The sequence below is a fragment of the Bacillus sp. CZDM1 genome, from assembly GCF_055502545.1.
Window position 1 is genome coordinate 115,795 of record NZ_JBUESO010000010.1, and the last position, 25,727, is coordinate 141,521.

The window sequence follows — 25,727 nt, forward strand, 5'->3', positions numbered from 1 at the left end:
AAACAAATTATTATGAAAACGTTTTACTGTTGGTTGAGATAAATATTTTAAAAAGATGTTATCGCTTTCACTTGTATTTTATCGGTTTAATGGTATGATTGTATTAATAGCAAATATTGATCACATGTTACTGATACTTTTCGGGCATGGTGGTAAATAAAAAGGCGTTTCTGCCCTTTTATTGTACCCCCATGCCTTTTTTATTTATTCTTTCTATGTAAAGGGGTATTTCGTATGGTATTTAGTATATTTAAAAAGGAAAGGTTATTAATATATGCACCAGTGAATGGAGCCATTGTTCCACTTGAGGAAGTACCGGATCCTGTATTTTGTGAAAAGATGATGGGGGAAGGGATTGCGATAAATCCTAGTGAAGGAAATATTCATTCACCAGTCAGCGGAACGATTATACTCACTGCAGCTACAAAGCACGCTGTTGGCATTCGAGCCAAGGATGGAACAGAAATTCTTATCCATGTTGGGTTAGAAACTGTCGCTTTAAATGGAAAAGGTTTTACATTAGCAGTTAATGAAGGGGATAAGGTTACAGTTGGGCAGCTGCTAATGGAAGTGGACTGGGAATATATTAAGGCCCATGCAAAAAGCATCGTAACACCTATTGTCATTACAAATAGCCAGGATGGGAAAAAACAATATTCTCTCACAGACGAAAAGAGTGCTGTTCAGGGGGAAACGGTTATCATCTCAGGTACCTAAAATTAATCTTCTATAAAGGAGGTGGTTGACTTCCAACAGTGAATGATTAGCATTAATAAGAGTTTTGGCCGCTGAAGTACTCAATTTTGCTTGAAAAGGTCCAATTGTTAAAAATTCCATGCTAAAGTACTTATTATTCATTTTTTTCATCAATCTAAGATGGAATGAAAATCATTGAAACTTGTTAAAGTTTGTTGAGTTAACCGGGGCAGTAAAGCTTTGTTCACTTTTTTATAAAAAAGATAGGGGGAATAAAAAAATGATGAAATATCTTCAAAGACTAGGCCGTTCCTTAATGCTGCCAGTAGCAGTATTACCTGCAGCAGCAATACTGATGGGTATCGGGTACTGGATTGACCCTACAGGCTGGGGTGCTGGAAATCCAGTAGCGGCTTTCTTAATTAAAGCAGGCGGTTCGATTATTGATAATATGGCAATCCTCTTTGCTGTTGGTGTAGCACTGGGAATGTCAAAAGACAAAGATGGTTCAGCGGCACTAAGTGGTCTAGTTGCTTATCTCGTTATTACAACTGTGTTATCCACTAATTCAGTGGCCTTACTGCAAGGGGTCGACCCAGAAGCGGTAAACGCGGCTTTTGGAAAAATTGGAACACAATTTACAGGGATTCTTTCAGGTATTATCGCTGCTATTATGTATAATCGTTTCAGTCATGTAAAGCTTCCAGATGCGTTGTCCTTCTTTAGTGGAAAACGACTCGTTCCGATTATGACATCGATAGCGATGTTAGCTGTATCATTAGTGATGTTTTTTGTTTGGCCAGTCGTTTTCTCCGGACTAGTTTCTTTTGGTAAAGGAATTAGTGATTTAGGTGCGATTGGTGCGGGTATATACGGTTTCTTCAACAGACTATTGATTCCAATCGGACTACACCATGCCTTAAACTCTGTATTCTGGTTTGATGTAGCAGGAATTAACGATATTGGTAATTTCTGGGCTAGTAAGGGTGAACAAGGTATTACTGGTAGGTATCAGGCTGGTTTCTTCCCAGTTATGATGTTTGGTTTACCAGCAGCTGCCTTAGCCATGTATCATACTGCTAAGACATCTAAGAAAAAACAAGTGGCTGCATTAATGCTGGCTGCAGGTGTAGCTTCATTCTTTACTGGGGTTACAGAACCCCTTGAATTTGCGTTTATGTTCGCAGCTCCTGCACTTTATGTAACACATGCTGTATTAACAGGTATTTCATTAGCCGTTGCAGCTGCGTTCCAATGGACTGCAGGATTTGGCTTTAGTGCAGGATTGGTTGACTTTGTGTTAAGCTTAAAAATTCCAATTGCCAATCAACCATATATGTTACTCGTTCAAGGTCTAGTGTTTGCGGTTATCTACTATTTCTTATTCCGTTTTATTATTACAAAATTCAACTTAATGACTCCTGGTCGTGAAGATGATATTGATGAAAGTTCGGATGAAGGTGTTGCAGCAGGAAATAAATTTGCTGTAATGGCTGCTAATATTTATGAAGGCTTAGGCGGGGACGCCAATGTAACATCTGTGGACAATTGTGTAACACGTTTACGCTTAGAAGTTAAGGATATGGAAGCAGTTGACCAAAAGAAAATTAAATCGACTGGTGTTCCGGGTATTAATGTTGTTGGTAAAAACAGCATTCAAGTCATTGTAGGAACAAATGTACAATTCGTAGCCGATGAGATCGCGAAAATCCGTAAGCAAAAATAATTTGTTAATGAAAAACCGCCTGGATACCAATGGTCCAAGCGGTTTTTATCGTTTAACGGTTTCTGATTCTTTCAATGTGAATGGTTATATAACCGAGTTCTTGTTCAGGAAGTTTGATACCATGGTTTTTCGCGAGAAGCTTGGCTACCTTCTGTGAAATTTTGTAGGAAGCAGTGAATTTTTTCTTAAGCATGTTCAGCATTTCATCATCCATGATTGGCTGCGATTCATCTTGGAGTCTGGATAGAGTAAACCGAAGATGGGTCATTAACCGCTGGTAAGAAAGATCATCTTCTTCTATCGATATATGAAGTGAATCTTTAATGGTTTGAATCATTTCACCAATGATGGCGGTCTGCCTTAATGTTTGTTTCATGTCGCCGCTTTGAGGCTTTGAAGTATGGATATGCAAAGCAATATAGGCAGCTTCATCTACAGGCATTTTAACCTGCGACTTTTTTTCAATATGTGTGATTGCCCACATACCGATATCAAATTCTTTTTTGTATAGGATTTTTATTTCATCAAAAAGCTTATTTTTAAGGTGAATTCCTTGTGTAGCTCTTTCGATGGCAAAAGACAAGTGATCGGTAAGACCAATATGGATATGCTCATTTAATTTTAAACCCAGACATTCTTCTGCATAAGAGATGATTTCTTCTGAGATGGAAAAGTGTTCTACGGGTATTTGCTGCAAGAGCTGCTGGAATTTTTCATTTTCTTTCATAACAAATAGCTTTTCAATTTTACCTGGATTAATAACGTCATTCTTCCGTTTTTGAAAGGCAATGCCAGCGCCAATTGCTATTTTTTCTTCATTGTTGTCTGAAACCACAACAGCATTGTTATTGAGGATTTTTTTGATTTTCACAAAACGCCAACTCCTTGTAAAAGCCCTTACTTCCATCTTACATTTTAAAACAAATTGGGTCTACCTTTTAAAAAACAAAGCTATACAAAACGGCATAAAGCAGGTAAACTGAAATAATAACCAATAACCCCGATAAGAAAGGGGGGTTTTATTTGTCTGATAAAGTAAGTTCTATACCAAGACCACTTGTGAAAACAAACCAATGGGTGATTGTCATTAGTGCCGTATTAACTCTGGTTTTCGCTGAAGGATGGTTTTTAATAGTCCCATTACTTGCAGGAATATCAGGAATTGTTTTTAAATATAATCCCGTAATGAATATTGCAAAGCTTTTTCTAAAGAAAAAGCCAGAAGAGTATATCCCGGAGGACTGGGAACAGCAGCAATTCAATCAAAAAATAGCTGTATTTTGTTTGGCAGCTGGGTTCATAGGTTTTCTGCTTGGCTGGAACACGGTGGGGTATGTTTTCACAATTATGGTTGCGGCCGCGGCATTTGTAGCTATCCTCGGATTTTGCATTGGCTGTTTTATTCACTATCAGTGGAAAATGTTTCAATATAAAAGAGCAAATTAAAAAGACTGATGCGATCATGCCGCATCAGTCTTTCTTATACTATACAACTGCTTTAGTTTTAAGTGAACGTTTTTGCCAAGTAAAGGTAATAAATAAGGTAATGATTAATAAAACAAATCCTAAGATAAATGGATAGGTAATTTTGACATCATATAGTAATCCTGCAAGTGTTGGCCCAAGTACGTTGCCAATACTCATATAAGCATTATTCATCCCCATCGCAAAGCCCTGTTCGTTTCCTGCAAGTTTAGAAATCAACGTATTCAACACCGGGCGGAGAATAGAGGTTGATAGGAAAATGAAAAGTGAGATGACAAAGAATAGAGAGTAGCTGGAAGCGAATAGCGAAAATAAAAATCCAGCTGCAGCTACAGCAATAAATACATTCAACACAGATCTTTCACCGTACCGATTTACTATTTTATCAACAACAAAGAGCTGAACAATAACACTGACAACTCCAGTTGCCGTAACCATTATCGCAATATCTTTCGCAGATGATTGAAATTGATTATCAAGGTATAAACCAATAACCGATTCGTAGGCAATTAATCCAAAACTCATTACGAGTGTAATAATAAGCGGAATGAAATAAGGCATATTCACTGAGCGAGCTATTTTGCGTACCATGGACTCATCGGGGGCCATTTCTGCCGAATCTCCGGCAGGAGCTGTTTGACTCTCTTTTAAAAGAAAAATGGAAAACAATACAGAGACTAGAGATACAAGTGCTGAAACTAAAATAGGGAATTTCAAGCCGAACCCTGCTAAGAATCCGCCAATTCCAGGTCCTACAACAATTCCAAGAGACATCGCTGCCGATACTAAGCTATTCCCTTTCGCCCGTTGATCCATCGTCGTAATGTCTGCAATATAAGCGAAAATGGCTGGTACAAGCATAGCGCAGCCAATGCCGCCAACCGCACGAGAGGCGTAAAGCACCCAGATTGAATTTGAAAAGTAAAAAATGAACATCGACAGAGTAAGACCTGCTAGTCCGTATATAATCATCTTTCGGCGGCCATATTGATCGGTCCATTTACCTGCAATCGGAGAAAAGATGAACTGTGCTCCAGCAAAGATAGCAATGAACAGTCCCGCGGCAGTTCCGCCTTGATTAATCGACTCTAAATACGCTGGTAAAATGGGAATGATGATACCAAAACTCCCTATTGCTATAAACATGTTGATCATCAACATGATGATTTTTTTTCGTTGATCTCCGGTCATATAAAGCCACCTTCCTCATAAAGATAACACACTCAAATATAGTGTTAACCTTTTGCACTGCTTACTATCATATATAGGCATACAGGCTTTTGTCAAAGAGAAAGTTTATTTTGAAAAGATATGGATTGTGACTTGTTAGGAAATTGTTATAGATTAGTGATTTTTAGGGTGAGATTCTGTGATATGTTCTAAGTAGAAACACATTTGGGGAGTAGATCTATCTTGTTAAAGGGGGTTTACGTTCAATGATTAGGCAATTAAATACGGGTCCAAACATTCAGAAGGAAAAAGAAATGGTTACCAAGATGATTGAGTTGTATTGTCGGAGAAAGCATCAACATCGGGATGAACTATGTAAGGAATGTCAGAATTTAAAAACCTATGCACATATGAGACTTTCACTATGTAGATTTGGAGAAGAAAAAGGTGCCTGCTCTAATTGTTCTGTGCACTGTTACAAACCAAAATATCGGCTAAAAATGAAATCGGTCATGCGTTATTCAGGACCATGGATGTTGTTATACCATCCAGTCTATTCCGTAAAGCATTTGCTCAATAAACCCAAGAAACAAATGAGAAGTGTGGAATAGCATGTTCCACGCTTTTCATTTTTGACAAATCTATACAAAATAATATTAGGATTTGGTATTATTTTACTAAGAGGTCATAATAAGGGAGGGAGTAAAATGACGGGGACAATCGCAGTTATTATGGTATTCTCGATTCCAATCATTGCTATATTAACGACCCATTTTCAAAAGCAGAATAAATTAAAATACAAATTAATTCAAGGGGAACTTGAACTAGAAAAACTAAAACATCAGAATTATTTAATTGAAACAGAAAGAATGAGACTCGAACTTGAGCAGATGAAGCTAGAAGAGCCGAAGGATAAAATAAATATTAGCTAAAAAAATAGTGTGGAATCATCGGTGTACGGTGATAACACACTATTTTTAGTTAAACACGATTGATGCTAAATGAGACTTTTGCATTCAAGGCCTAACCTCCAATCTTTGCTCTATTGGGCTTTAAATGGGTGATCAAACCGTCATAGTCGGAACTAAAAACGCAAAAAATTCAGAAATTATTTAATAAACCCCAAAAAATAGGTTCTATCCATTAGATAGGACCTATTCTTATTTAGTGGGCTTGGATTCTGGATCTATCTTCAAAAGAGTCTCTTTATCGCATATAACAAAAAGCTGGGCATCCTCCGGGATTGGTTCATCGAGTTTTTGATTGATATGCAGGTTCCCGCGGTCAGCTACGAGTGTTGCTCCCTTATTGAGCAAATCCCTAAAGGCATCTCGGTACGTTTTCCATTCGGATTGTTTCGATATTTCATACATGGATTCTTCATACTGACTGCTCATTAGCTCCGAATACATATTTGTGACTCCATGAGAAAACAGTGATCGAACGGCTGCGTGAGAAATCATTTCCTGCGTCGGAATAAATTCATCCACCTTTACCTGTTGGAATAGCCGGATATGCTTTTGGTATACAACCTCTGCTGTTACATGAATAGGGGTATTTAGTTTTCCTTCAATCGATGTAATGGCTGTTGCAATTAGTAAGGTTTTTCCATCAACGAGAAGAGGGTCTTTTGCGCCAATGTTGTCTTGAGTTTTCTGATCAGCAAAGATAATAACACCTTTGGCTTCAGGTAAATTTGCTTTGTATAGTGTTTCTTCATCGGTTGCATCACCACGAACATAATACAATTGTTTCTCGACCATTGGTGCTTTCTCTAATTCGTCAATGATGACGATATCAATGGATTTATCTGATTTTAGGATTTCTTGGATGGCAAGCTGTGATTTGTCGCTCCAGCCAATCAGAATGATATGATTTTTGCCTGTATATTTCATTTCCCCACCAACTTTAAGTTTATCGAACAGATAGACTACTTTTAACACTTTTCCAATAAAGACACTGACAAGTCCAATACCCGTAATATACATAACAATTGTAAATGCCTGACCTAGCTGCGTGACGGGAGCATAGTCTCCAAAGCCAACCGTGGCAAGGGTGGTCAGCACCCAGTAGATAGCAGTGAGGTAGGTTCCAAATGTCTCAGGCTCAATATATAGAACAATATAGGCTGCGAATAAAACGTACAAAATGAATAGTGGGAAAAAGATTCTGTTACGCAGCTTTGTTAGGTAGTACAGTAATTTTTTAAAAGGCATTCCCATAGTATCTCCTAGCTTTCGTGTCATTGAATAAACTTATTTTCCCAATTAACCCTAAAAAATAACCATGATTGGTTTTATGGATTAGAAAGCTTATAATGGTATCAATATTATTTGCCTGTGGGAGATGAAAACCGTTGTCATTAAGAGAAAAGAATATTGTCTTTATTGGGTTTATGGGTGCTGGGAAAACGACGATTGGGAAGCTGGTTGCAAAAAAACTTTATCGAGATTTTATTGATATTGATGAAGAAATTGAAAAAGAGTATAACATGCCAATTCCGAAAATTTTTGCTGAAATTGGTGAGAAAGCCTTTAGAGAAAAGGAAAAAGAATTCATTCAGAATCTCTGTCACTATAAACTAAAGATTATTTCTGTGGGCGGCGGAGCATTCCTTCAGGAAGAAATCCGAAAGGTATGCCTTAATTCTAGTATCGTATTTTATTTAGATATTACCTGGGATGCTTGGAAGAATCGATTAAGTTTGATTATTGACAGCCGTCCAGTCCTGCAAGGCAAGTCTATGGATGAAATAGAAGAGTTATTTTATAAAAGAAAAGAAATCTATGAAAATAACTATCACTCAACGATTGAAATAAGCAATCAAAATATGGATGAATTAGCTGATAGCATTGTAAAAACCCTGAAATTATCTTGGGAGCTGCATGAAACCAAGTAAAAAAGGTTTGAGGGAGTGGAGGAGAAGATGAAAAGAAGTGTTACCGTTAAGGGGATAAGTATTGGAGAAGGAGCACCTAAAATTTGCGTTCCTATGGTGGGTAAAACAATATCAGAATTAACCGAGGAAGCAGAGTTTCTTACTACAGTAGATTTGGACATAGTAGAATGGCGTGTCGATTTTTTTGAGCATGTAGAGGATTTGGAGAAGGTTAGAGAAGCACTGAGTGAAATTCGTTCCATCCTAAATGATACACCAATTATTTTCACGTTCCGAAGTGCAAGAGAAGGTGGAGAAAAGGAAGTTAGCACGGAATACTACTTTGAATTAAATAAGGTTATGGCCGAAAGTAGTCAGATTGATATCGTTGATGTCGAGCTGTTTAATGATGCCGAAGAGGTCAAAAGGCTCGTTGCCACTGCACATGGACACAATGTGTTTGTTATTATTTCTAATCATGATTTTGATAAAACACCGGAAAAAGAAGAAATTGTGTCTCGATTATGTAAGGCACAAGAATTAGGCGGCGACTTACCTAAGATTGCCGTCATGCCAAAAAGTGCAGCGGATGTTTTGACCCTTTTAGACGCCACCAATACTATGAATGAGCAATACGCGGACAGACCGATTATTACAATGTCAATGGCAGGTAATGGGGTTATCAGCCGGTTAGCAGGTGAAATATTTGGTTCTGCTCTGACATTCGGTGCTGCCAAGAAGGCATCTGCACCTGGTCAGGTGCCTGTCACCGAATTAAGAAGAATTCTTTCGCTGATAAATTCTAGTTTATAAATTTACATTTAGGAAAGTTCCTGCTATGGGTACTTTCCTTTTTTGTGTATAGTAAAATTAACAGAGGGTAACGCGGATATATTTGGTTTAACGCTGATATATTTAAATTAACGTGGATATAATCAATTTAACGCTGATATACATAATTAAGAGCACCAACTGTTGAAAAAAAGGAGGAAAAATGCTTGCCTCATAGACTCTGGATTGCAGTAAATAGTATTTTAATTGTATTTTCGTTTATTTATATCTGGTTTTTCCGACCGCATGACAGCAATTTGGTGATACTAGCTCAGTTTCTGGCACAAATAGCGATGATTCTGTTTTTAGTTAATATCAATATGTATTTCATCTTTTTAGTCATACGAAAATCATCGGTAAGGCAGATAAAGATACGTCTTGCGAAATTTTCAAGAGCCATGATGAAGTGGCATATTAAGATAGCGATTACCGCTACAACGATTATTGTCGGTCATGCTGCTATCAATTTATATGAAATTGCACCTGCAGTCGGCTATGGAAACTTAAAACTAGTCAGCGGCTATCTAGCCCTAGCTGTACTATCAATTACATTATCTGCGGGTTACCTGCGCCATAAAAAATCATCAGGATTTAGACGGAAATTCCATTTACTAACAGCCATGGCCTTTTTTCTAGTATTTCTTATACATATGTTCATACCAATCTAATCGAGGTGAGAGGATGAAGCCAACGGATGGCCATAAACGAATAGAAATACTCGATTATTTACGTGGCTTTGCTTTATTGGGAATTATACTAGTCAATATCCTGCCGCTATTAGCCGTTAAAGTGCCTGACCCTGGCACGGCGGATGCATTCTACCAACGGTTTCTATTTTTATTTGTTGAGGGCAGGTTTTATACACTTTTCTCGTTTTTGTTCGGTGTTGGCTTTTATCTATTTATTTCAAGAGCGAACTCGAAGGGGAAAAATGGCTATGTTTTGTTTATAAGAAGAATCGCAGTGTTATTTATCTTAGGCTGGTTCCATGTAAAATTCCATCCTGGTGAAGCGTTAACGGTTTATGCAGTTACGGGGCTCCTGTTACTCCCATTTTATAAAGTGAAAAAAGAAATTAATCTTGGTATTGCTCTTATTCTGCTGATTGCCTTGAGTTTAATGGCATTTAAACTGTTTATGGTGGTACCGTTAATGCTGCTTGGGATTACAGCTGGTCAATATCGAGTGTTTGAAGGAATCGCAGAGAATATAAAAAAGGTATCAATATTTACCGCTATTTTTCTACTAGCGGGCATAGCTGGGCTAATTTATCAGTATCAATATGCCCCTTCAAATCCATTTGGTTTTTATACAGGGGTAGATGAAGCGACTTACACGTTCTTAAGTATCGGAATTATGATTGGTCCGCTTATTTCAGCTTTATACGTTGGAGTACTGATCCTGCTTTTGCAACACCCGTTTGTTCAAAAGCTGTTATCCCCCCTGAAAAGCTATGGGCGGATGGCGTTAACAAACTATATATTTCAAACAGTCTTTATCTACTTGGCTGGTTATCTATTCAACTTGTTTGAGTCATTAACCTATCTCCAATCTCTAATTCTTTGTCTAACGATTTATGTTATCCAGCTTATCTTTAGTGTTACCTGGCTTCGTTTTTTTCAATATGGTCCTTTGGAATGGATTTGGCGTATCATCACGTATTTAGAGGTTCTATCAATGAGAAAACGAGTTAAAGAAAGAACTGCATCCTAGAATGCAGGTCTTTTCCTATTCCTCTGTTTGTTCTTTACGGATATAATCCGAGTACTGCATGATGGATAAGGTATTATCAATACTTTTTTGAAGGCCATTCGTATTCTTTGTTTTCTTCATTGTTTTACGGTCATAAATCGATGCGGGCAGCTTTGCGCTTGGTGCCGTGTAAAAGGTTTTATCGCTGATAAACGAACCCCCAGGCAGGTAATAACGCATTCCTAACAGATTCTTTTTATAGTGAAAAAGATTGTGCCCAATCATTTGTGAATCATGTTCAATGCCCAGTAAGTTTAATAGAGTCGGCATCAGGTCAATTTGCCCCCCAAGATGGGAATAGGTTTCACCTGTAAAGAGACCAGGTACCGTGAATAAGACCGGTACAACAAAGCGATCCTGCATATTGTACTCATGTCCTAGTACTTCTTTTAACAGAACTTTATCGTTATCGGTAACGGGTGCACCGTGCAGGCCAGAGTGATCACCGTAAATCAGAATAACCGATTCATCATAAATACCAAGATTTTTTAGCTGTTTAATGAATAACCCGATTTGTTCATCCGTATAACGAACAGATTGGAAGTAGTTGCCGACGTAGGTATCTTTATAGTTTTCCGGCAAGTCTAGAAACTCATATTCCTCTGGCATATCAAACGGTGTATGACTTGTGAGCGTAATGATATTGGAATACATCCTGTCGTGTGACTTCAACTGTTTTGGCAGCTGTTCCTCTACATAGTTAAACAACACTTCATCTGCAGGACCAAAGCCAATTTCCTTTTCGGCAGGAATCTCATTACTCGTGTAGATATAGTCAAATCCCAGTGCTGGATATAATTTATCGCGGCTCCAATAGGTAATATCATCAGCATGGTAGGTTGCAGCACCATAGCCGTTCTTCTTTAGCGTCCAAGCAAGTGATGGAATCTCTATACTTTCAAGGGTATTAACCGTTGGATCCATACCTTCTGGATATAAGGAAGTATGCATAAGCCATTCTGCATCTGATGTGTTACCAGCTCCAATTTGCTGATACACGTTATCGAAATAAGCACTTTCTTTTAAAAGAGCATTTAAATTTGGGGTGATTTCCTGACCATTAATCCTTTGATTGATGGTGAATTCCTGCAAGGACTCCACTTGGATAATAAAAACATGACGATTTTTTGCAAGTCCAAAGCTGTCGTGTTTATCGGCAGGAACAAAGGTATTGCCTTTTAGCTCTTCAAGCTCTTTTTTAGACAGGTGCTCTTGACTGGCAAAAGCTGTTCCAAGGCTGTTTTCATAGGCTTGAACGAATTGTGATTGGATATAGCCATGCTTCTTTGCAAAATAAGAAACATCAATCAATGGATAGCGAAAAGCGATAATCGTCATAATGAGTCCAATACAGCCAAAGCCAATGGCAAATCTTTTTGCAGAAGCAAAGGATGATGCGTTTTTCTTGAAGTACCAAATTAGTGGAAGTACTAAGACAACATCTAAGAAGAATAAAAAGTCATATGGACTTCCGAGCAGGGCAAGTGTACCCCCAACGGAGTTTGATTGATAGATTTGTTTGACGTCGTAATAAGAAGGAACGGTTGAGAAATAGCGAGTATAATAAACGACGACAATAAACAGAACCGATAAGAAAAGGTTATAAAGCCAAATAGCGAACCAGGTCCGTTTTTTAAAGAAGATCATAAGGGCTGATAACATAAGAGCCCACATGGGAAATTCAACAAGTAAAACATGGAAAAACGATGTGTTTTCAAAAACCACAACCTGAAAGGCATAAATTTTTATAAACAAAACAACCAATAGCAGTACAATTGGATGATGAAAATTAGCAACAGAAATCTTATTCATAAAAAACACCTCTATACGATACTCTTTTCTCTTAAACTTATCAAAACATCTACCATTCTATCAACTAATAAAGGGGAAAATATTAATTTTCTGTAAACTTGGTTTTGAAGCTGAAAAAATTTTTTCGATATGATATGATTATGCAACATTTTGGCAAAAATAACTTTATAACGTTCGAAAGGGGAAATAGAATGGAAGTTTACAATAATGAGGGGGAAGCGTCTGTTCCAGCAGGGAAGCCTTCAAGAAATATATTTGCCAACCGAATTGTATTGGCGATTATGTCTTCGAATTTTTTACTTCAGTTAGGTATTTGGATTAGGAATTTTGCGATTTTACTGTACGTGACAGATATTACGAATAACAATCCGGTCTATGTTTCCTTAATTTCTGTAGTTGAATTTGCACCAATTTTTATCTTTTCTTTTATTGGCGGGACATTTGCAGACCGTTGGAAGCCTAAACTAACAATGGTTTGGTGTGATATGTTATCTGCGGTATCCATTGGGTTGGTGTTGTTAGCCCTTCTATACGGATCGTGGCAGGCAATCTTCTTAGCAACACTCGTTTCAGCCATTCTATCACAGTTTTCCATGCCTTCGGCAATGAAGCTATTAAAGCAGCATGTTCCTGGTGAGCAATTACAATCTGTTATGGCCATGTTCCAATCGTTGATGGCTATCTTTATGGTAATTGGACCTGTTATTGGAACCCTTGTCTATCAAAACTATGGAATTTACGTATCAATCGGCGTTATGGGAGCAATGTTTTTACTTTCTGGACTTGTATTAATGTTCCTGCCCCGTGACTTGGAAAAGGAAACCTCAGCGGTCGAGAATAATTTTAAGAAAGAATTGGCAGACGGATTTCGTTATGTGATGTCAAAGAAAATACTGAAATCAATGGGTGGTATTTTTGCGGTATGTGGTCTTGCCGTTGGGCTTATTTCGCCGTTGGCGATCTTTGTAGCCATTGAAAAACTTGAGGTGCCAAAAGAATTTATCCAGTGGTTATTAATGGCAAATGGTGTTGGAATGTTAATTGGCGGCGGAATCGTTATGGCTTTTTCAAAGAAAATTTCACCACAAAAGCTGCTTGCCCTCGGGATTTTCGCTAGTATGGTTTTTACAGTTGGTGTAGGTTGGTCTACAAGTGTTGTGCTAACTCTTGTATTCCAGGTATTAAACGGAATTTTCTTCCCGTGCATCCATATTGGGATAAATACGATTATTCTTAAGTACTCAGAGGAAGCATTTATCGGACGTGTAAATGGTGTGCTAAGTCCGCTGTTTATGGGAATGATGGTTATTGGAATGTCAGTTTCAGGTGTTGTGAAAATCCCGCTGACGTTATCTGGTGTTTATACCGTCTCAGGTATATTATTTCTGATTGGATCGTTACTGGTAGTACCGCTTTTCAAAGTAAAAGAGGAGGGGGCAAATCTCTCAATGACAGAGAAGCAGCCTCAGGTTTAGGATAAGAAAGGTGCATTAAGCTCAGCTTAAAGCACCTTTCTTAGTATTTTCTTGACTCGTTAATTGTTGTTCTGCGAATTCACGGTATAAATCATGGGATTGGGTTAATTCGTGATGGGTGCCGATTCCAGTTACACGTCCTTTTTCGATAAAAATGATCTTATCTGCATCCACTATGGTTGATAAGCGATGAGCAATGACAAAGGTAGTACGGCCTTCCATTAATCGGGATAAAGCCTGCTGCACAATTCCTTCTGATTGGCTGTCTAAGCTCGCCGTTGCTTCGTCCATCATTAAAATCTTAGGGTCGCGTAAAAAGGCCCGTGCGATGGCAATGCGCTGTCTCTGTCCGCCAGAAAGTTTTACCCCGCGCTCTCCAACTTCTGTGTCTAAAGCTTCCGAAAAGGATTTAATAAATTCACTTGCATACGCCATCTCACAAACTTCCCAGAGCCGTTCTTCAGAAATAGATTCATCATCAGGCAGCCCGTAACATAAATTTTCGCGGATGGTTCCCGCCATCATAGCACTTTCCTGTGAAACATAACCAATTTGACTGCGCCAAGCTGCAGCCGATAAATCAGTGATTGGAGTATCGCCCACCATAATTTTGCCAGAGGACGGCTCGTAAAAGCGTTCAAGTAAGCCGAACATGGTAGTCTTCCCGCCGCCGCTAGGACCTGCAAATGCAATCATTTCCCCAGGCTGTGCCTCAAAGGATACATCAAGAAGGACAGGTTCATCTTCACTATAGGAAAAAGAAACATTCCTGACCTGTATAGGTTTATTACCGATGTCTAATTCCATTCCTTTTTGGCCTTCTTCTAAAGGGAGGTTTAAAATATCAATAATTCGCTCGGTAGCTCCTTTTGCTTTTTGTAACTGTGTAAAGAACATGGCGAAACTAGTAATGGGGAAAATAATTTGAAATAGATATAGTAAGAAAGCAACAAGTGAACCGGTGGACATCGTTCCATTTGCCACCCGCATGCCCCCGTATCCAATGATCATCACGATTACAATCATGACAACTAGGTACATGATGGGAGCGATCAAAGCGGTAATTCGTGCTTCTTTTAAACCAAATCCCAGTAATTTATCGATTCCAGATAAACCCTTTGTCTCTTCTTGCTTTTCTGCCGTTGATGCTTTCATTAAACGAATTTCACTCAATGTTTGTTGGATGTTACCGGTAAAGGCTGCTGTTTCATCCTGTAAACCACGAGAGATCTTTGCCATCCTCCTGCCAAGCGGCATCATAATAATGAAGGTGAGGGGAACAGATATTAACATCAATAAGGTCATTTTCCAATCCATAATAAGGAGGATAACAATGGCGCCGATGATGGAAATAATACCTGTAATGAATTGTGGAAAGTGGTTTGAAATTAAATCACGGACAATACTCGTATCACTGATGACACGGCTTACCGTTTCACCACTGGATTGTTTATCAAAATAACTTACAGGTAACCGGATTAATTTGACCCACATCCGTTCACGGAGCCGGGCGACGATCTTTTGACCAACAAAACTTAGCAGGTAAATGGATACGCCGCTGATGGTTGCTTGAATAATAAAAGCAGCCCCAATTCCAATCATAAGCGGAACACTTAGGGAGGATACCGAGAAACCATCTACTAAGTTTTTCGTTAGGATAGGAACAAGAAGGCCCGCAAGTGTTGTGATAAGACTTGCTGTCAATCCAATACCTAATGCAAGCTTTGGGATTTTGGCAGATAAAATAAGTGAAATAAATGGTTTTAAACCATCTCGTTTAGGGTTCATTTGTACGACTCCATTCCAAAAAATCACTTCAATAAGCATGATACTTTCATATGAAGTGATATGCAAATGATATTTTGATAAGATGGAGCAAGGAAAAGAAAGAGAGGAATTATAGGTACGATGAATGAAACAAAAGTGATAACAAATTCAAATGCAGCGAGTGAATCCAAAGCATGGTTGTACGTTATTCTTGCGGGATTTCTTGAAGTGGTCTGGGCAAGCGGTTTTAAATATGAAGAAGTTCCTTCCCTCGTTGTTCTTATAGCCATTTTAGTAAGTTTTGATTTAATTATTAGAGCTACCAAGGTTATTCCGGTTGGGACGGTATACGCTGTATTTGCCGGGATTGGTACCATTGGAACTGTCATTGTCGAGGTTATCTTTGAAAATGGCTCTGTCAGTCCATTAAGAATACTCCTTATTTTATTACTGCTGGCTTGTATTATTGGCTTGAAATTAACAAATAAGGATGGTGAGGTTTAATGGATTGGCTGATGCTTATTTTTGGAGGATGTTTTGAAGTTGTTGGCGTTATCGGTTTAAAAAGAACGGCCGATAAAGGTAACATTGTGAATTATCTCATTCTAATAGGAGGATTTATTATGAGTTTCCAGCTGCTCGTTCAGGCAATGGAAACGATACCTTTATCAACTGCCTATGCCGTTTGGACAGGGATTGGTACGGTAGGAGCAGCAATTGTTGGAATGGTGTTCTTTAAAGAATCGAAGAGCTGGCTTCGGATTGCATGTATTCTAGGTATTATTTTTTCAGTCGTTGGTTTAAAGCTAGTTCATTAATTATATTTAAGGAGGGATTAAAGAAAAAAATAAGGTTAAATTGCTAGTCATATGCACATTTCTAATATTAGCACACTTAAAAGACAATCCTTCATAATATATACATATAGAGAAAAAGACAAAAGTAAAAGGAGGATTGTGGGTAATTGCTGACTAGCATGCAAGATATACGTAAAATTCCTCGGGGGATTCCGGTCTTACTTTTTCTAAAAAGTAATGGCCGCGGTGTAAACGGAATTTTTAGTACTAAGTTTTTATTGCTAAACCAATTTGATGATGATAAAAAATGTGTTACGGCAAGAAAATTAAAAAAATGTAAGGTTTGTCGGGACGAATTTGTTCTTGTACCTACTGATGTATGCATTACATTTGAAATTGGTTGTATTTTTGGCTTCCAGGTATTCCCTGATACCTGTGTTAGAAACTGCGAACATCCCCCGATTGAGTTTGAAGATAGTATTTGTGGGAATTTTGCAATAACTCCGGGATTTCAAGAAGCGGTCATTTGGCAATCAAACATTAGAGGTCATCAAATTAGTCGAATTTGTATAACAATTGAAAAAGGGGAAATGATTGGTTTGGAATTAAGAGCGTACAATAAATTCACAGATATGTTCGAATCATATCCTTTATTTGAAGCACCATCCTACCCATTTGATTTAACCAATTGTTCTTCCTTAACGATCTTTAAATCAAATATAGACACCGAAGTCAGTGGTCAATACAAAATTGATATAATTAGTGAAATTGAAATAAATTAGGACTTGGTTATTACTGTATGTGTGGAAGAAAATTACCAATATAGTAATATCTAAGTTTTTTTAATAGAACCATATTTAAAAAACATGGTTCACTGCAGCATAATAACGATTAAATTCAGTAATGAAACTATTCCATAAAACAGGTTCTAAAGGAAATAAATCCTCCTTTAGACCTGTTTTTTTCATTTATCCTTCATTAATCAAATGACAAATTGAATTTGAGTTCATAAAAAGCCTGACCAATATGAGCAAAATGCCGTTTCACAACATGTCCCATATTAATATTCTAAAACATAACCTTAATTTTTTTAAAAATAGGAGATGAAAGATTTGAAAAAATGTCAAAAGAAAAACTGGCATGATGATGATTCTTGTTCTCACAAAAAGAAAAAAAAGGACAAAGGTCTAGAGCTAATCAAGGATTGCATATGTGTTGAATGGACTGTGCCGAATGGGGAAACACAAACTGTGTTTCAGACAGCAAATTTTGATCCATTTTTCGCATCTGGTTTCGTCAGTTTTGACTGTGGTAGTCCTGATTTTGTCAGAGTAAGATTCTTCTTAGGAAATGATCTGGTTGGAGAAGTAGTTAGAGTTTTTGAAGATAGTAGTTTTGCATTTACCCTTACTGAGTTTGATCGTATCACGGTGGAAAGCCCTTCATTTACCGGAACACCTGACCCAGATTGCCCAACTGCCTCTGAAGGTGAGATTTGTATTACAGCAAGATTTCCGGTCCAGGCAACAGATTAATTTTTTTAAGACATAATTTTTTTAAAAAAGATAAAATTTTGTTTTTAATTTTAGGTAAGAGCCGTTGTCAAAAAATACAAGATTAATATTTTATATATTAAACAAAAAATGAGGTGTAGACGCTTGTCTTGTAGAAAATGTAATGGACACGACCACGATTGTGATTGCCTTGATCATTTGCATTGTGATTGTATAGATGATCAATGTTTAAGAAGAACTAAGAAAAAAAGAGGTGCTCAAGGTCCGCAAGGTCCACAAGGTCCGCAAGGAGCGCAAGGAGCGCAAGGAGCGCAAGGAGCGCAAGGAGCTCAGGGAGCCCAAGGAGCTCAGGGAGCCCAAGGAGCGCAAGGAGCGCAAGGAGCGCAAGGAGCGCAAGGAGCGCAAGGAGCGCAAGGAGCGCAAGGAGCGCAAGGAGCGCAAGGAGCGCGAGGAGCGCAAGGAGCGCAAGGAGCGCGAGGAGCGCAAGGAGCGCAAGGAGCGCGAGGAGCGCAAGGAGCGCAAGGAGCGCAAGGAGCACAAGGAGCGCAAGGAGCACAAGGAGCGCAAGGAGCTCAGGGAGCGCAAGGAGCACAAGGAGCGCAAGGAAGTAGTGGAGTTGGAGGAATCATCCCATATGCCAATGGTGATTCGCAAATCACAATAAATAGCGCAAATGGTCAAGGAGCAGCAATTGGGTTTGGAAATTTTGCGAATATTGATATCGCTTCTATTACTACGGGAGGAATACCGTTCGCTGCTGGTGGTGGTTCTAGTAATTTTGCCTTTGTAGTTCCCGTAAACGGAATGGCATCAGTATCCGCTTTCTTCCATGCAGATGGTCAGAACCCTCCATCTTCAGGGTCCATTCGTGTGACATTATATGCAAGTGCAAACATGACTCCGCCTCCTCCAGTAGGAGAACAAAACGCGCCGTTTACTGCGATTTCCACATTTACTTTAATAAGAACAACATCTACTTCAGATTACTTTGGTACTTCGCCTATTCCAGTTCCTGTATTTGCTGGTCAAAAATTATTATTGGTTTATAGCTCAGTAGCTGGTCCGGGCGACATTAGTGGTTGGGCAAGTGCTGGAATGCGAATCACATGACGGGAAGTAAGTAAAATCGAAAATTGATACCAATGAATTGATGGTAAAGGGATCAGCCTACAGTCCTGTTGACTTTAGGATCTGATCCTTTTATTTTTTGATGAGAAAAACCGGATTTCATGATTGGACGTTTATATTTATTGGAATGAATATAATGGGTGCAATAATAGAACAATGTGTAAAACTTTTCTTTTTTTGATTGTGAAGTATTACTTCATAAACATTTTAATAATTTTAGGAGTAACTACTTCGAAGTCTATTCATACACTAACAAAGGAACTTGTTACTTTATTTTAAAATTACTGTTACTGCTGTGAATTGAACAAAAGGGGAGTATGAATCAATTGGAAAAATAGGCAATGTTTTTTAAGGTCATAAGGAAATTACCATCAAATCGTTATTTAAAGAAGTCCTTAACTCTTTTACGATAGAATTGGTTAGATGTTGTTTAAAGGAGGCAAGCATGTCTACGAAAGAAATTCCACTACTAACAGTACATCTATTTGTTTTAAACGAGTATTCATTGGATGAATTGGAAGAGATGTTGTTAAGGCTCACTGAATCAGGAATTACAGTGGTACGATATAAATATGATGAAGCTCTATTAGATATCAATACTAAAACTCCACGGATTTACGTATCGTTGGGGAAGGAATGTAACCAATTCCCAGTACTTAGTGAATTACCTTTATACGAACGAAAACGTTGGCTTCATTTTACTTCTCCAGAGGAAATTGTACCATACAAGCTGTTTTACTGCTGGTTAAATTATACGGACCCTATGCCTAAAAATAAGATAGTTCCCAAAACTCAATTTTCATCGGAAGCCCCCCTAGTTTCATTATTTACAGCAAGTTATAAATCTAGAGATAAAATACAGCGACCTTTTCACTCGCTCTTAAGTCAAACCTATTCGAATTGGGAATGGGTAATTGTAGATGATTCAGGAGATGAGGATGTGACATATAAAGAATCTTTACTTCCTCTAGATGATCCCCGTGTTAGAAGATATCGTCAGGATACACGTAATGGATATATTGGGGCTACCAAACGATATGCTGCAGGTTTATGTACAGGGGAGATTTTGGTCGAAGTTGATCATGACGATCAGCTTACGCCTGACTGTCTTGAAAAGATTGTTCATGCATTTCAGGAACATCCTGAATGTGGATTTGTGTTTGGGGATTGTTCAGAAGTATATGCAGGGACGAATAGAGCTCATTGGTATGGTTGGGATTGTGGATTTGGATACTGCATGTATTATCGAGTCTGGCTCCATGAAATGAATCGATGGCAAAATGTTTATAAAAATACGGTTCTTAATCGAACTACTATTAGTCATTTGGTGGGCTTACCTAATCATCCCCGGGCATGGACGAGGGACTGTTATCATCTAATTGGAGGTCATCGGGAAGAACTTTTAGTGGCAGACGACTACGACATTTTAGTTCGTACATTCCTTTGCACCAAATATGTTGCTGTTCCCGATTTACTCTATATTCAATACCGAAATGAAAAAGGTGATAATTCTACCTTTCTTAGAAATAATCAGATTCAAATTCTTGTAAATGAGTTATATAGTTATTATCATCCAAGAATTACTTCGCGGATGCAAGAATTAGGTTTACCTGAGGAAGCACCATATTGTCGCGTATGGGAAAGAGCGATGGATGATGCTGGGCGTGCAACCGCTCATCATATTCATGAAGACTCCTCTAAAGTTTCATATCTTTTTCCAATCCCTTATTCTAGTACTGACAAAGAGCATAACCATTTATTTAATACACTGCAAAAGGGTTTAGAAACCAACTTTAGTGAAACAGAAGTTGTAGTGGTTGGGAATGTTCCTTCAGAAATTGAGGAATATGCATCTAAGGCACCTATGGGGGCAATACGCTGGTGGCCTATGGAGCCGGATGATTCCTTAGAAACGTGTATTGAATATGCCAAGTATTGTGCATCTTGTAAGGAAAAAGTAGTGATGTTGCCATAGTGGGAATAAAGGAAAAGAGGTTATCCCAAAAGTATAACTTTTAGGGGTATCCTTTGTGCATGGTCTGTTGATTTTCCTCCAAACAAATTTGTTAAAAGTGAATAAATAAACTTTGTATAAAAAATAAGAAAATATTCATTTTTTCCCAACATTTCAGCAGTTACCGTATTCAAGAAACTTTTCATATACTACTTCAATAGCATTATGTTTATTATTTTTGAAATAGTACAAAAACAATAAGGTGGAAAAAGAATGAAAGGGATTATTTTAGCAGGTGGGAGTGGAACGAGATTATATCCATTAACTCGATCCATATCGAAGCATTTATTGCCGATTTATGATAAGCCTATGATTTATTATCCATTGTCTACACTTCTGCTAGCAGGCATCAAAGAAATATTAATTATTTCGACTTCAAAAGATATTCCCCGTTATAAAGAACTTCTGGGTGATGGATCCGCTCTAGGTATTACCATTACCTATGAAAATCAAACAACACCAAATGGAATCGCTCAAGCATTAATTATTGGGGAACAATTTATTGGAAATGACCCGGTTGCATTAATATTAGGGGATAACATTTTTTATGGATACGAATTTCAAGATTTACTAACTGAAGTGGTGAAACAAGAAAAAGGTGCCACAGTTTTTGGTTATTATGTGAATGATCCCGAGCAATTTGGTGTCGTTGACTTTTCTGAAGACGGAACGGTCACCTCTTTAGAAGAAAAGCCTTCAAATCCTAAATCGAATTATGCTGTCACAGGGTTATATTTTTATGATAATCGGGTGATAGATATTGCCAAAAGCATCAAACCTTCCCAAAGAGATGAATTAGAAATTACTGACGTAAATAAAGTGTACCTCGAGTGGGGAGAGTTATCTGTGAAATTGATAAGTAAAGGGAATGCATGGCTTGATACAGGAACTCACCAATCTCTTAATAAGGCCTCTCAGTTTATAAAGACAATTGAAGAATCACAAAACATAAAAGTTGCTTGTATTGAGGAAATTGCTTTTCAAAAAGGGTATATAACGAAAGAAAAATTATTTAATTTAGCAAGGCCATTAATGAATACTGATTATGGAAAATATTTAATAAAGATGCTGGATTAACTATGAGGATCGGGTAAGGCAGCTAGATTGATTATTATAAGGCGTATCAAGAGTAGAAAACATCTCTCGAAAGATTCCGGGAGATGTTTTTCTTTTAATGTGCAGTTAACTTTTCAAGCTCAGAGAAAACAGCTTCATAATCTTCTTTCTTGTCTGCTTTAAAGGAGGTGTTTATATAGGTAATGAGACCATCTTTATCGACAACAAAGACGGAGCGGATTGCGACTTCACCTTTTTCGTTAAACACCTTATAGTCTTTGATGGTCTGCCTGCGCCAATCGGATGCTAAAGGATAAGGCAATGTCCCCATACTGGCGGCAAAAACTCGGTGCGAGTGAATATGATCGGCACTGATTCCTATAACCTCTGCACCTAACTGTTCAAATCTTTTGTAGTCCTCTTTCCAAGAGGAAATTTCTTTAATTCAGCCTGGGGTAAAATCCATTCCATAAAAGGCAACGACCACATTCTGATTGCCTCTATAATCTGAGAGTGCAAGCGGGTCCTTTGTTGTTGCAGGCAGTGAAAAATCAGGGGCTGTATCCCCAACCTTTAAGGTTGCTTCCAAGAAAACTCCTCCTCTTTTTGAAACATTACATCTTCGGTAGGGTTTCCATTTTCAGCATGAATTAGACAAAAAAAGATGTCTTTATATGACATCTTTCAATAGGTCTTGAAAATCAGCTTTCTTTGGAATCACAACAGTTCATCCTATTGAGATTTACGAGGTTAACACCATATTTATGTCACAAATTATTCAGAAATTAGTGAAAGTAGTTCTCGATTGTTTATTGACTAGACAAATTACACTGTTTATAATCAAATGTATAGGGCGTTGATAATGATTTTCAATGTCATTATTTTTTGTTTTTAAGTGATAATAATTCTCAATTAGATTGAAAATGAGAGAAAAATAGAATTGTTGGGGAATGCCATGATGAAGAAAAGATATTTACTACTAGGATTAATACTCTTATCTGCTGTTTCCTTGTTTGTTGGGGTTAGCAGTATATCACCATTGGACTTGTTAGATGTCCAATCCGAGGAAACCCAGATTTTCCTTATCAGCAGACTGCCAAGGTTAGTAGCAATCCTGCTTGCAGGAGCTGGAATGAGTATTGCAGGTTTGATTATGCAGCAGCTCAGCCGAAACAAATTTGTTTCACCGACGACGGCGGGAACCTTAGACGCAACCCGGCTTGGTATCCTTGTTTCTATGCTGTTGTTTGCAAATGCAACCATGCTGGAAAAAATGGCAGTAGCCTTTGCTTTCGCACTTGCTGGTACATTTTTGTTTATGCAAATTCTTGACCGAATTAAGTTTAAGGATGCTATTTTCATCCCGCTTGTTGGGTTGATGTTTGGGAATATTTTGTCCTCTGTAACAACCTTTTTCGCTTATCGTGCTGACGTCATTCAAAATATGTCTGCTTGGCTTCAGGGGGATTTTTCGATGATTATGAAGGGCAGATATGAACTCCTTTACATAAGTCTTCCGATCTTAATCATTGCTTATTTCTATGCTAATCGCTTCACTGTTGCTGGTATGGGTGAGGATTTTTCAAAAAATCTTGGGCTTGCCTATCGCCGGATTGTAAATATCGGTCTGATACTGGTTGCACTGGTGACCACTACGGTTGTGTTGACAGTGGGGATCATTCCGTTTTTAGGCTTGATTATTCCGAATATCATATCGATATTTAAAGGCGACCATTTGCAAAAAACATTGCCGCATACGGCACTCCTAGGAGCTATTTTCCTTCTGATTTGCGATATATTGGGCCGGGTGCTCATTTATCCATATGAGATTTCGATCAGTCTCATGGTTGGTGTAATCGGAAGCGCAATTTTCTTATACTTACTGTTCCGGAGGAAGGCCTATGCGTAACTCAATAAAATTGGCTATACTCGCATTGATCGCTGCGGGAGCTTGTGCTATCTATTTATTTCATGATTTAAACGGCAGCTTTGGATACGCCCTGCCAAAACGAACGATAAAAGTGCTGGCAATGGTTTTAACAGGTGTCACGATTGCCTATGCAACAGTTGTTTTTCAAACCATTACCCATAATAAAATCTTAACACCGAGCATCATGGGATTGGATTCCCTTTACATGCTCTTACAAACATTAATTATTTTCTTTTTAGGCTCCGGTCATATGATAATCGTCAATAAACAGGTGAATTTCTTACTCTCTGTTGCGGTAATGATTGTATTTGCACTCTTTTTATATAAATTTCTATTTAAAAAGGGCAATCAGCCAATCTACTTTTTATTACTAGTGGGAATCATTGTCGGGACATTTTTCTCAAGTATCTCAACCTTTTTTCAGGTATTGATTGATCCAAATGAGTTTCAGATTGTTCAAGACAAAATGTTTGCGAGTTTTAATAATATCAATTCAGACTTAGTCTGGCTGGCCATTGTGATTGTCAGCCTGGTAATGATCTATGCATGGCGCTTTTTAACGTATTTAGACGTATTATCCTTAGGTCGTGATACTGCCATTAATTTAGGGGTTCCCTATGATTCGATTGTCAAAAAAATGCTAGTAATTGTGTCAGTTTTTATATCAATCTCGACTGGATTAGTAGGACCGATTACTTTTTTTGGCTTAATTGTTGCCAATTTATCCTATCAATTTTTCAAAACCTACAAACACACCGTACTGATAACGGGTGCGATTCTCATGAGCATCATCGCCCTTGTTGGCGGGCAATGGGTGGTTGAAAGAGTCTTTACTTTTTCGACAACGTTAAGTGTCATTATTAACTTTATCGGTGGAGTGTACTTCATCTATTTACTGTTAAAGGAGAGGAAAGCTGCATGATACAAGTCCGAGCTTTGTCAAAGTTATATGGTAAAAAGTCGGTTGTTGAGGATGTAACCGTTGATATTCAGCCGCGGAAAATTACGAGTTTTATTGGTCCGAATGGAGCAGGTAAATCGACGTTACTATCAATGGTAAGCCGTCTTCTTGATTCAGATACAGGTGAAGTGTTGATTGACAAAGCTGATGTGAAAAAGATGAAATCTAATGATTTTGCTAAGAAGGTATCCATTTTAAAACAGTCCAACTATATGAATGTTCGCTTGACGATTCGTGAACTAGTATCCTTCGGACGCTTTCCTTATTCGAAGGGTCGATTGACGGATGAAGACGAACGGATGGTTGATCAATCGCTTGAATATATGCACCTAACCGAAATGCAGGACAGTTTTTTAGATGAATTATCTGGAGGTCAAAGGCAGCGCGCATTTATCGCGATGGTTATTGCACAGGATACGGAGTACATTCTGCTTGATGAACCATTGAACAATTTAGATATGAAGCATTCCGTTCAAATTATGAAAATACTGCGCCGTCTGGTTGATGAGCTTGGTAAAACCGTTGTTATCGTGCTTCATGATATCAACTTTGCGTCTGTTTACTCCGATCGTATTGTCGCGATGAAGGATGGTAAGGTTGTGAAAGATGGACCTACAGAAGAAATTATTGACTCAGCTGCATTAAAAGAGATTTACGATATGGATATTCCCATTCAGAAAATGGATGGCTGCAGAATTTGTGTTTATTTTAGCGCTTAATTAAAGGAGAGTTTAG

General features: G+C 38.1%; 27 protein-coding genes. 21 read left to right on the forward strand and 6 right to left on the reverse strand.

Translation table 11 applies throughout. The annotated features are described in order from the left end of the window. The first annotated feature begins 234 nt into the window (after positions 1–234). Positions 235–717: a PTS sugar transporter subunit IIA gene (locus ACY3XC_RS21465; RefSeq protein ID WP_464870353.1), complete on the forward strand. Its 483-nt coding sequence runs from the start codon at positions 235–237 to the stop codon at positions 715–717. Positions 718–976: 259 nt separating this feature from the next. Continuing rightward, on the forward strand, positions 977–2,422 hold the full coding sequence (nagE, locus tag ACY3XC_RS21470; RefSeq protein ID WP_464870354.1) for an N-acetylglucosamine-specific PTS transporter subunit IIBC: 1,446 nt from the start codon (positions 977–979) through the stop codon (positions 2,420–2,422). Between the two features lie 52 nt (positions 2,423–2,474). On the opposite strand, the gene ACY3XC_RS21475 is transcribed toward nagE, so the two are convergent. After that, positions 2,475–3,293, reverse strand: a complete 819-nt coding sequence (locus ACY3XC_RS21475) for a PRD domain-containing protein (RefSeq protein ID WP_464870355.1) — start codon at positions 3,291–3,293, stop codon at positions 2,475–2,477. Positions 3,294–3,445: 152 nt separating this feature from the next. On the opposite strand from ACY3XC_RS21475, the gene ACY3XC_RS21480 reads away from it, so the two are divergent. Continuing rightward, entirely contained in the window at positions 3,446–3,868 is a 423-nt protein-coding gene (locus tag ACY3XC_RS21480; protein WP_464870356.1) for a DUF4395 domain-containing protein, read from the forward strand. A gap of 39 nt (positions 3,869–3,907) precedes the next feature. Here ACY3XC_RS21480 and ACY3XC_RS21485 read toward each other — a convergent pair whose 3' ends face one another. After that, on the reverse strand, positions 3,908–5,098 hold the full coding sequence (locus ACY3XC_RS21485) for an MFS transporter (protein ID WP_464870357.1): 1,191 nt from the start codon (positions 5,096–5,098) through the stop codon (positions 3,908–3,910). 245 nt (positions 5,099–5,343) lie between these two features. Between ACY3XC_RS21485 and ACY3XC_RS21490 the strand changes: the two genes are divergently transcribed. Together ACY3XC_RS21490 and ACY3XC_RS21495 are read left to right on the forward strand one after the other, a co-directional pair. After that, positions 5,344–5,688 carry a nitrous oxide-stimulated promoter family protein gene (locus ACY3XC_RS21490; protein WP_464870358.1) on the forward strand — a complete coding sequence of 115 codons (345 nt, stop codon included), beginning with the start codon at positions 5,344–5,346 and terminating at the stop codon, positions 5,686–5,688. A 96-nt stretch (positions 5,689–5,784) separates the two neighbouring features. Continuing rightward, on the forward strand, positions 5,785–6,009 hold the full coding sequence (locus ACY3XC_RS21495) for a hypothetical protein (RefSeq protein WP_464870359.1): 225 nt from the start codon (positions 5,785–5,787) through the stop codon (positions 6,007–6,009). Between the two features lie 228 nt (positions 6,010–6,237). Here the strand turns inward: ACY3XC_RS21495 and ACY3XC_RS21500 are convergent, their stop codons facing one another. After that, a complete protein-coding gene (locus ACY3XC_RS21500) occupies positions 6,238–7,293 on the reverse strand; it encodes a potassium channel family protein (protein WP_464870360.1) in 1,056 nt (351 codons plus the stop codon). Between the two features lie 179 nt (positions 7,294–7,472). Between ACY3XC_RS21500 and ACY3XC_RS21505 the strand changes: the two genes are divergently transcribed. The 4 genes from ACY3XC_RS21505 to ACY3XC_RS21520 all read left to right on the forward strand — a co-directional run bounded on the left by ACY3XC_RS21505 (position 7,473) and on the right by ACY3XC_RS21520 (position 10,499). Then, a complete protein-coding gene (locus ACY3XC_RS21505; RefSeq protein ID WP_464870408.1) occupies positions 7,473–7,976 on the forward strand; it encodes a shikimate kinase in 504 nt (167 codons plus the stop codon). Positions 7,977–8,003: 27 nt separating this feature from the next. Then, on the forward strand, positions 8,004–8,768 hold the full coding sequence (gene aroD, locus ACY3XC_RS21510) for a type I 3-dehydroquinate dehydratase (protein WP_464870361.1): 765 nt from the start codon (positions 8,004–8,006) through the stop codon (positions 8,766–8,768). 185 nt (positions 8,769–8,953) lie between these two features. After that, positions 8,954–9,454, forward strand: a complete 501-nt coding sequence (locus ACY3XC_RS21515) for a hypothetical protein (protein ID WP_464870362.1) — start codon at positions 8,954–8,956, stop codon at positions 9,452–9,454. Between the two features lie 13 nt (positions 9,455–9,467). Further along, entirely contained in the window at positions 9,468–10,499 is a 1,032-nt protein-coding gene (locus ACY3XC_RS21520; protein WP_464870363.1) for a DUF418 domain-containing protein, read from the forward strand. A 15-nt stretch (positions 10,500–10,514) separates the two neighbouring features. Here ACY3XC_RS21520 and ACY3XC_RS21525 read toward each other — a convergent pair whose 3' ends face one another. Continuing rightward, positions 10,515–12,350, reverse strand: coding sequence for an LTA synthase family protein (locus tag ACY3XC_RS21525; protein ID WP_464870364.1), 1,836 nt, complete (start codon positions 12,348–12,350; stop codon positions 10,515–10,517). 191 nt (positions 12,351–12,541) lie between these two features. On the opposite strand from ACY3XC_RS21525, the gene ACY3XC_RS21530 reads away from it, so the two are divergent. Then, a complete protein-coding gene (locus tag ACY3XC_RS21530) occupies positions 12,542–13,825 on the forward strand; it encodes an MFS transporter (RefSeq protein WP_464870365.1) in 1,284 nt (427 codons plus the stop codon). A 21-nt stretch (positions 13,826–13,846) separates the two neighbouring features. Here ACY3XC_RS21530 and ACY3XC_RS21535 read toward each other — a convergent pair whose 3' ends face one another. Continuing rightward, positions 13,847–15,613: an ABC transporter ATP-binding protein gene (locus ACY3XC_RS21535; protein ID WP_464870366.1), complete on the reverse strand. Its 1,767-nt coding sequence runs from the start codon at positions 15,611–15,613 to the stop codon at positions 13,847–13,849. A 120-nt stretch (positions 15,614–15,733) separates the two neighbouring features. On the opposite strand from ACY3XC_RS21535, the gene ACY3XC_RS21540 reads away from it, so the two are divergent. The 8 genes from ACY3XC_RS21540 to rfbA all read left to right on the forward strand — a co-directional run bounded on the left by ACY3XC_RS21540 (position 15,734) and on the right by rfbA (position 22,122). After that, positions 15,734–16,096, forward strand: a complete 363-nt coding sequence (locus ACY3XC_RS21540) for a DMT family transporter (RefSeq protein WP_464870367.1) — start codon at positions 15,734–15,736, stop codon at positions 16,094–16,096. Continuing rightward, positions 16,096–16,410, forward strand: coding sequence for a DMT family transporter (locus ACY3XC_RS21545; RefSeq protein ID WP_179159418.1), 315 nt, complete (start codon positions 16,096–16,098; stop codon positions 16,408–16,410). The genes ACY3XC_RS21540 and ACY3XC_RS21545 overlap by 1 nt, the downstream gene beginning before the upstream one ends. 146 nt (positions 16,411–16,556) lie before the next feature. Beyond that, positions 16,557–17,171: a hypothetical protein gene (locus ACY3XC_RS21550; RefSeq protein ID WP_464870368.1), complete on the forward strand. Its 615-nt coding sequence runs from the start codon at positions 16,557–16,559 to the stop codon at positions 17,169–17,171. A gap of 330 nt (positions 17,172–17,501) precedes the next feature. Next, entirely contained in the window at positions 17,502–17,924 is a 423-nt protein-coding gene (locus ACY3XC_RS21555) for an S-Ena type endospore appendage (protein ID WP_464870369.1), read from the forward strand. Positions 17,925–18,156: 232 nt separating this feature from the next. Further along, entirely contained in the window at positions 18,157–18,567 is a 411-nt protein-coding gene (locus ACY3XC_RS21560) for a hypothetical protein (RefSeq protein ID WP_464870370.1), read from the forward strand. Positions 18,568–18,707: 140 nt separating this feature from the next. Beyond that, positions 18,708–19,013 carry a hypothetical protein gene (locus tag ACY3XC_RS21565; RefSeq protein WP_464870371.1) on the forward strand — a complete coding sequence of 102 codons (306 nt, stop codon included), beginning with the start codon at positions 18,708–18,710 and terminating at the stop codon, positions 19,011–19,013. A 463-nt stretch (positions 19,014–19,476) separates the two neighbouring features. Then, the gene (locus ACY3XC_RS21570; RefSeq protein ID WP_464870372.1) at positions 19,477–21,006 is read left to right on the forward strand and encodes a glycosyltransferase; all 1,530 of its coding nucleotides are present in this window, start codon (positions 19,477–19,479) and stop codon (positions 21,004–21,006) included. 252 nt (positions 21,007–21,258) lie between these two features. Next, positions 21,259–22,122, forward strand: coding sequence for a glucose-1-phosphate thymidylyltransferase RfbA (gene rfbA / locus ACY3XC_RS21575; RefSeq protein WP_464870373.1), 864 nt, complete (start codon positions 21,259–21,261; stop codon positions 22,120–22,122). A 94-nt stretch (positions 22,123–22,216) separates the two neighbouring features. On the opposite strand, the gene ACY3XC_RS21580 is transcribed toward rfbA, so the two are convergent. Further along, positions 22,217–22,690: a redoxin domain-containing protein gene (locus ACY3XC_RS21580; RefSeq protein ID WP_464870374.1), complete on the reverse strand. Its 474-nt coding sequence runs from the start codon at positions 22,688–22,690 to the stop codon at positions 22,217–22,219. Between the two features lie 369 nt (positions 22,691–23,059). On the opposite strand from ACY3XC_RS21580, the gene ACY3XC_RS21585 reads away from it, so the two are divergent. Genes ACY3XC_RS21585 through ACY3XC_RS21595 form a run of 3 tightly spaced genes read left to right on the forward strand, consistent with a single transcriptional unit; the run spans position 23,060 to position 25,711 of the window. After that, positions 23,060–24,010 (forward strand): ABC transporter permease, encoded by a 951-nt coding sequence (locus tag ACY3XC_RS21585; protein ID WP_464870409.1) that lies wholly within the window; start codon positions 23,060–23,062, stop codon positions 24,008–24,010. After that, entirely contained in the window at positions 24,003–24,953 is a 951-nt protein-coding gene (locus ACY3XC_RS21590) for an iron chelate uptake ABC transporter family permease subunit (protein ID WP_464870375.1), read from the forward strand. Before ACY3XC_RS21585 ends, ACY3XC_RS21590 begins: the two co-directional genes overlap by 8 nt. Further along, positions 24,950–25,711, forward strand: a complete 762-nt coding sequence (locus ACY3XC_RS21595) for an iron ABC transporter ATP-binding protein (RefSeq protein ID WP_179159429.1) — start codon at positions 24,950–24,952, stop codon at positions 25,709–25,711. The genes ACY3XC_RS21590 and ACY3XC_RS21595 overlap by 4 nt, the downstream gene beginning before the upstream one ends. Positions 25,712–25,727: the final 16 nt, after the last annotated feature.

Coding starts and splice junctions, on each gene's coding strand:
- ACY3XC_RS21465 (WP_464870353.1), top strand. CDS start 235: ATGGTATTTAGTATATTTAAAAAGGAAAGGTTATTAATATATGCACCA.
- nagE (WP_464870354.1), top strand. CDS start 977: ATGATGAAATATCTTCAAAGACTAGGCCGTTCCTTAATGCTGCCAGTA.
- ACY3XC_RS21485 (WP_464870357.1), bottom strand. CDS start 5,098: ATGACCGGAGATCAACGAAAAAAAATCATCATGTTGATGATCAACATG.
- ACY3XC_RS21490 (WP_464870358.1), top strand. CDS start 5,344: ATGATTAGGCAATTAAATACGGGTCCAAACATTCAGAAGGAAAAAGAA.
- ACY3XC_RS21495 (WP_464870359.1), top strand. CDS start 5,785: ATGACGGGGACAATCGCAGTTATTATGGTATTCTCGATTCCAATCATT.
- ACY3XC_RS21500 (WP_464870360.1), bottom strand. CDS start 7,293: ATGCCTTTTAAAAAATTACTGTACTACCTAACAAAGCTGCGTAACAGA.
- ACY3XC_RS21505 (WP_464870408.1), top strand. CDS start 7,473: ATGGGTGCTGGGAAAACGACGATTGGGAAGCTGGTTGCAAAAAAACTT.
- aroD (WP_464870361.1), top strand. CDS start 8,004: ATGAAAAGAAGTGTTACCGTTAAGGGGATAAGTATTGGAGAAGGAGCA.
- ACY3XC_RS21520 (WP_464870363.1), top strand. CDS start 9,468: ATGAAGCCAACGGATGGCCATAAACGAATAGAAATACTCGATTATTTA.
- ACY3XC_RS21525 (WP_464870364.1), bottom strand. CDS start 12,350: ATGAATAAGATTTCTGTTGCTAATTTTCATCATCCAATTGTACTGCTA.
- ACY3XC_RS21530 (WP_464870365.1), top strand. CDS start 12,542: ATGGAAGTTTACAATAATGAGGGGGAAGCGTCTGTTCCAGCAGGGAAG.
- ACY3XC_RS21535 (WP_464870366.1), bottom strand. CDS start 15,613: ATGAACCCTAAACGAGATGGTTTAAAACCATTTATTTCACTTATTTTA.
- ACY3XC_RS21540 (WP_464870367.1), top strand. CDS start 15,734: ATGAATGAAACAAAAGTGATAACAAATTCAAATGCAGCGAGTGAATCC.
- ACY3XC_RS21545 (WP_179159418.1), top strand. CDS start 16,096: ATGGATTGGCTGATGCTTATTTTTGGAGGATGTTTTGAAGTTGTTGGC.
- ACY3XC_RS21565 (WP_464870371.1), top strand. CDS start 18,708: ATGGCATCAGTATCCGCTTTCTTCCATGCAGATGGTCAGAACCCTCCA.
- ACY3XC_RS21570 (WP_464870372.1), top strand. CDS start 19,477: ATGTCTACGAAAGAAATTCCACTACTAACAGTACATCTATTTGTTTTA.
- rfbA (WP_464870373.1), top strand. CDS start 21,259: ATGAAAGGGATTATTTTAGCAGGTGGGAGTGGAACGAGATTATATCCA.
- ACY3XC_RS21585 (WP_464870409.1), top strand. CDS start 23,060: ATGAAGAAAAGATATTTACTACTAGGATTAATACTCTTATCTGCTGTT.
- ACY3XC_RS21590 (WP_464870375.1), top strand. CDS start 24,003: ATGCGTAACTCAATAAAATTGGCTATACTCGCATTGATCGCTGCGGGA.
- ACY3XC_RS21595 (WP_179159429.1), top strand. CDS start 24,950: ATGATACAAGTCCGAGCTTTGTCAAAGTTATATGGTAAAAAGTCGGTT.